Origin of the sequence: Sphaerobacter sp. (assembly GCF_019683595.1) — a bacterium.
Lineage (GTDB): Bacteria > Chloroflexota > Chloroflexia > Thermomicrobiales > Thermomicrobiaceae > Sphaerobacter.
On sequence record NZ_JADGHZ010000228.1, the window covers coordinates 1 to 4,875 of the forward strand.

A 4,875-nucleotide genomic window follows, 5' to 3' on the forward strand; every position below is an offset into this window, starting at 1 on the left:
ACACTGCCGCGGGGGCCCCCACCCCTTTTTACCGGGGGGGGCAGGGGGGGGCCGCCCCCCCCCCCGCCCCCACGCGTCCCGGACTTCACCGAAGGAGCCGGCCATGACCAGCCGACGGCGGGTTCAGCTCGCTGACTTCCTCCGTGACGAGATTAGCGAGATTTTGCAGCGGGAAATGAAAGATCCCCGGCTCGGGTTGGCCAGCATCACCCGGGTTGAGTTGAGCCCCGACCTGCGCTATGCCAAGGTCTTCGTCTCCGTGCTGGGCTCCGAGGAGGAACGCGAGGACACCATGGCCGCGCTGACCGGCGCCGCCGGATTCGTCCGGCACCTCCTCAAGCCGCGCATGCGCGTCCGGCACGTACCCGAGATCCGATTCCGCCTCGACCGGTCCATGGAACACGCCGAGGCGATTCAGCGGACGCTCCGCGAACTCCACCTGCAGCGCAGCGACGAGGCCGACGCGGATCCGGTTCCGGAAGGGGATGCGCGCATCGATGAGTCAGAGTGACGGTTTCCTCAACCACGACGGCCCTCCGCGCGACGCCTGGCAGGCGACGTGGGATGCACTGGCCGGCGCATCGTCGCTGGTGGTGGTGACCCACGCCAATCCGGACGCCGATGGCGTAGCGTCCCTACTCGCGGTGACTACCGTGCTCACGTCTCGCGGCAAGCAGGTCCAGGCGGCCGTCGCCGACGGAACCCTTCCGGATACCCTTCGCTTTCTTCCGGGCGCGGACACACTTCGTGCACCAGAAGATCTGGCCCTCGGCCCCGACGATCTCCTGGTTCTTGTCGACTGCGCCGACGAGCCGCGGCTCGGCCCCCTGTATCGCGCGCACCCCGAGTGGTTCGACGGCACACACCGAATGGTCAACATCGACCACCACGTCACCAACACCCGCTTCGGCGCGATCAATCTGATCGACCCCGCGGCGGCCGCGACGTGCGAGGTGCTTGCCGTCCTGTTCCTGGAGATGGGCGTGCCGATCGACGCCGCATTGGCTACCTGCCTGCTCGCCGGCATTGAGGGCGACACTCTGGGCCTACGCACCCCGAGCACGACCAGCCGCACCCTGCGCGTGGCCGCGGAGCTCCTCGACCGTGGGGCCGACCTCGACACGATCGTTGACTACCTCTTCCGGGTCAAGCCCTTCTCCACGATCCGCCTGTGGGGCAACGTACTCAGCCGCGCCGTGTGGACAGGCGACATCGTCTGGAGCGAGATCACCCCCGAGATGCTCGCCGAGAGCGGCGCCACCGCCGCGGAGGGCGAGGGCATCGTGAACTTCCTCGCCGGAACTCGCGGAGCGCTCGTCGGCGCTCTCTTCTATCAGCAGGCAGACGGCTGGCGGGTCAGCCTCCGGTCGATCCGTGAGGATGTCGACGTGGCCGAGATCGCCCGCCTCTACGGCGGCGGGGGACACAGCCGCGCGGCCGGCTGCCGCGTGCCACCCGGTATCGAGGCACGCGACCGCTTCCTTAGCGACGTCGCCGGGTATCTCGCAGGCATCTCGGCGGCACGGTAGCGGCGTGCGGCGATGGATCTTCACGGCTTCCTGATCGTCGACAAGCCGCGCGGCGTGACATCGCACGACGTCGTCGCCCTGGTGCGACGCCGTCTACGCATGCGCCGTGTCGGTCACGCCGGCACCCTGGATCCGGCCGCATCCGGCGTCCTCGTCGTCGCCGCGGGCGCCGCAACCCGGTTGATCGACCGCGTCCAGGACGGCGACAAGCAGTACATCGCGCACATCGTCCTCGGCGCCGAAACCGACAGCGCCGATGCCGAGGGCCGGCTCGTCGCCACGGCGCCGGAAGACGTGTCCGCGCCTTCGCTCGCAATCATCGAGCAGGCCCTCAGATCATTCGTTGGGACGATCAGCCAGATCCCGCCAGCGTATTCGGCCATCAAGGTCGGTGGACAGGCGCTCTACCACCGTGCCCGACGCGGTGAGCAGGTCGAGGTTCCAGCGCGCACCGTCACCGTCCACGCGATCCGCATCCTGGCCTACGCGTATCCCGACCTTCTGGTCGTCATCGATTGCGGAAAGGGAACCTACGTCCGCAGCATCGCGCGCGACCTCGGCCGCGAGCTGGGCACCGGCGCCTACCTCCACGCCCTGCTCCGCACCGCTGTCGGCCCGTTCACCCTGGGCCAGGCATGGACCGCCGACGAGATCGAGGCGTACCTGGAGCCGCGTACGTGGCCACTCATGGCACTGCACCCGGACGTCGCCCTCTCCCCCACTCCGGCGCTCATCCTCGACCGCGACGCGGCGACCGCGTGGTATCATGGGCGACCGGTACCAACCGGTCGCCAGCCGCCAAGGGCGGCCATCGAGGCGCGCATCTACGATCAGGACGGTTCCTGGTTGGGTGTGGCGACGGCCGATCCCGAGCGGCGCCGGTGGCGACCGCGGCAGGTCGTGGCCCGGTGAGACAGAGCGAGCGGGGAGCGAGATGCCGACGCAGATCGTCCATGGGTTGAGCGCAATCCCATCCGGACCACACGTCGTCACCATCGGCAATTTCGACGGCGTCCACCGCGGCCACCAGTACCTCCTGAAGCAGGTGGTGGACCGCGCTATCGACGGCGCCCGGTCGCTTGCCCTGACGTTCGACCCACTGCCCGCCGAAGTCCTGCGCCCCGACCGCGCGCCGAAGCGGCTCACCACAACCGAGGATCGGCTCGCGCTCATGGCCGAGACCGGGCTCGATGTGATCGCCGTCGTGCCCTTCACCCGCGAATTCGCCGCTCTGGAGGCCAGGGAGTTCGTCGAGCGGCTTGTCGACGCCGCGCAGCCTGTCCACTTCGTCGTCGGCGCCGACTTCCGCTTCGGCCACGACCGCACCGGCTCGGCGGACCTCCTGCGCGAGCTCGGTCCCGAGTACGGCTTCACGGTCACCGTCGTCGAACGCATCGGCGGCGAGGAGATCAGCAGCACCCGCATCCGCCAGTTGCTCGCCGAGGGCGACGTCAGGGCAGCCGCCGACCTGCTCGGCCGGTGGCACACCCTTTCCGGACGGGTGGAGACCGGAGCCGGTCGCGGCCGCAACCTGGGCTTCCCTACCGCCAACCTGGCGATCCCACCGGCACTCGCCATCCCGGCCGACGGCATCTACGCGGCGCACGCAGCGCTGGAGCGCGACGGCGAATGGCTCCCGGCGCTGGTCTACATCGGCACCCGCCCCACCTTCAGCGAGGCCGGCCGCGTCGTGGAAGTCTTCCTCCTGGACTTTACCGGTGACCTCTACGGGAGCGAGGTGACCGTGCGGTTCCTCGAGCGCATCCGCGGCGATATGACGTTCGAATCCCCGGAGGCGCTCACCGAGCAGATGCACGCCGACGAGGCGGCGGCGCGGCGTATATTCGCGGAGTTTGAAAACATGTCGAATCCTTCCGGGGCACACGCGCCCCGGACGAGCGGAAGAGAGGCGGAGCGTGGCCACGACTGAGCATCAGCGCGGCCTGGATCGCGAGGCTGCGGTCGAGCACTTGCTGACCCACGCCGTCGCGGACGTTGTCGTCAAGGAGGATCTTCGCCGGGAGCTGCTCGGGCCCCGGCCGTTGCGGGTGAAGCTCGGGGTCGACCCGACGCGCCCTGACATCCACCTCGGGCACTACGTCTGCTTCCGCAAGCTGCGCGAGTTCCAGGAGCTCGGCCACCAGATCGTCGTTATCATCGGCGACTGGACCGCCCGCATCGGCGATCCCTCCGGCCGCTCCGTCCAGCGCCAGATGCTCTCCGAGGAAGAAGTCCGCCGGAACGCCCAGACTTACCTCGACCAGTTCTTCAAGGTAGTCGACGTCGACAGGGCGGAGATCCGCTGGCAGAGCACCTGGTTCAACGACTTCACCCTGGCCGACGTCATCCACCTCACCTCCAAGTACACCGTGGCCCAGATGCTCGCCCGGGACGACTTCGCCAAGCGGTTCAGCGAAGGCAGCCCGATCGCCATCACGGAACTGCTCTACCCGCTGCTCCAGGCATACGACTCGGTCGCGGTTCAGGCGGATGTCGAGATCGGCGGGACCGACCAAACCTTCAACCTCCTGGTCGGCCGCGACATCCAGCGCGAGATGGGCCAGCGGCCGCAGAACATCCTCACCGTCCCCCTCCTGGTCGGCACCGACGGCGTCCAGAAGATGAGCAAGAGCTACGACAACTACATCGCCGTCAACGACCCGCCGGAGGAGATGTTCGGCAAGATTATGTCGATACCCGACTCCCTCCTGGGCGACTACTACCGCCTCCTCACCGACGTACCCGAGTCGGAGATCACCAGCATGCTCGACGCCGCGGCGCGCGGCGAGGTCAACCCCCGCGACCTCAAAGAGCGCCTGGCCATGATCATCGTCACCGACCTGCACAGCGCCGAGGCCGCCGAGGCTGCGCGCGAGGCCTTCGACCGCGTCTACCGCCGCCGCGAGTTGCCCGAAGAGATGCCCGAGGTCGCCGTCGCCCGTGAGGAGCGCATCCTCTCCCTCCTGATCGCGGCGGGGATGGCGAGCACCAACAACGAGGCCCGCCGTCTCGTCACGCAGGGCGGCGTCCGCCTGGGCGGCGAGCGCGTCACCGATCCGGAGGCCACGGTGAAGATCGCCGGCCCGACCGTGCTCCAGGTCGGCAAGCGCCGCTTCGTCCGCCTGGTCCCCAAGGGCTAGTCAACCCCGTTTGGGGACCGATATGCTATACTATCCGGTGCGGAAGCGCGGTTCGGGGTGTGGCGCAGTTGGAAGCGCGCGGCGTTTGGGACGCTGAGGTCGGAGGTTCGAATCCTCTCACCCCGACCGATGCGGGAGTAACTCAGTTGGTAGAGTTCCTGCCTTCCAAGCAGGCTGTCGCGGGTTCGAGTCCCGTCTCCCGCTCC

Annotated in this window: 5 protein-coding genes and 2 tRNA genes; all 7 read left to right on the plus strand. The window is 68.6% G+C overall.

Going from position 1 to position 4,875, the window contains the following annotated elements; all coding sequences use genetic code 11:
- The first annotated feature begins 103 nt into the window (after positions 1-103).
- Positions 104-511: a 30S ribosome-binding factor RbfA gene (gene rbfA / locus IRZ30_RS15640; protein ID WP_294086476.1), complete on the plus strand. Its 408-nt coding sequence runs from the start codon at positions 104-106 to the stop codon at positions 509-511.
- The gene (locus tag IRZ30_RS15645) at positions 498-1,529 is read left to right on the plus strand and encodes a bifunctional oligoribonuclease/PAP phosphatase NrnA (RefSeq protein WP_294086477.1); all 1,032 of its coding nucleotides are present in this window, start codon (positions 498-500) and stop codon (positions 1,527-1,529) included. Before rbfA ends, IRZ30_RS15645 begins: the two co-directional genes overlap by 14 nt.
- A gap of 12 nt (positions 1,530-1,541) precedes the next feature.
- A complete protein-coding gene (truB, locus tag IRZ30_RS15650) occupies positions 1,542-2,441 on the plus strand; it encodes a tRNA pseudouridine(55) synthase TruB (RefSeq protein ID WP_294086478.1) in 900 nt (299 codons plus the stop codon).
- A gap of 22 nt (positions 2,442-2,463) precedes the next feature.
- Positions 2,464-3,459 carry a bifunctional riboflavin kinase/FAD synthetase gene (locus IRZ30_RS15655; RefSeq protein WP_294086479.1) on the plus strand — a complete coding sequence of 332 codons (996 nt, stop codon included), beginning with the start codon at positions 2,464-2,466 and terminating at the stop codon, positions 3,457-3,459.
- A gap of 13 nt (positions 3,460-3,472) precedes the next feature.
- A complete protein-coding gene (gene tyrS, locus IRZ30_RS15660; RefSeq protein WP_366945367.1) occupies positions 3,473-4,669 on the plus strand; it encodes a tyrosine--tRNA ligase in 1,197 nt (398 codons plus the stop codon).
- Positions 4,670-4,722: 53 nt separating this feature from the next.
- Positions 4,723-4,795 (plus strand) — tRNA-Pro (locus IRZ30_RS15665).
- 5 nt (positions 4,796-4,800) lie between these two features.
- Positions 4,801-4,873 (plus strand) — tRNA-Gly (locus IRZ30_RS15670).
- The last annotated feature ends 2 nt before the right edge of the window (positions 4,874-4,875 follow it).

Coding starts and splice junctions, on each gene's coding strand:
- rbfA (WP_294086476.1), top strand. CDS start 104: ATGACCAGCCGACGGCGGGTTCAGCTCGCTGACTTCCTCCGTGACGAG.
- IRZ30_RS15645 (WP_294086477.1), top strand. CDS start 498: ATGAGTCAGAGTGACGGTTTCCTCAACCACGACGGCCCTCCGCGCGAC.
- truB (WP_294086478.1), top strand. CDS start 1,542: ATGGATCTTCACGGCTTCCTGATCGTCGACAAGCCGCGCGGCGTGACA.
- IRZ30_RS15655 (WP_294086479.1), top strand. CDS start 2,464: ATGCCGACGCAGATCGTCCATGGGTTGAGCGCAATCCCATCCGGACCA.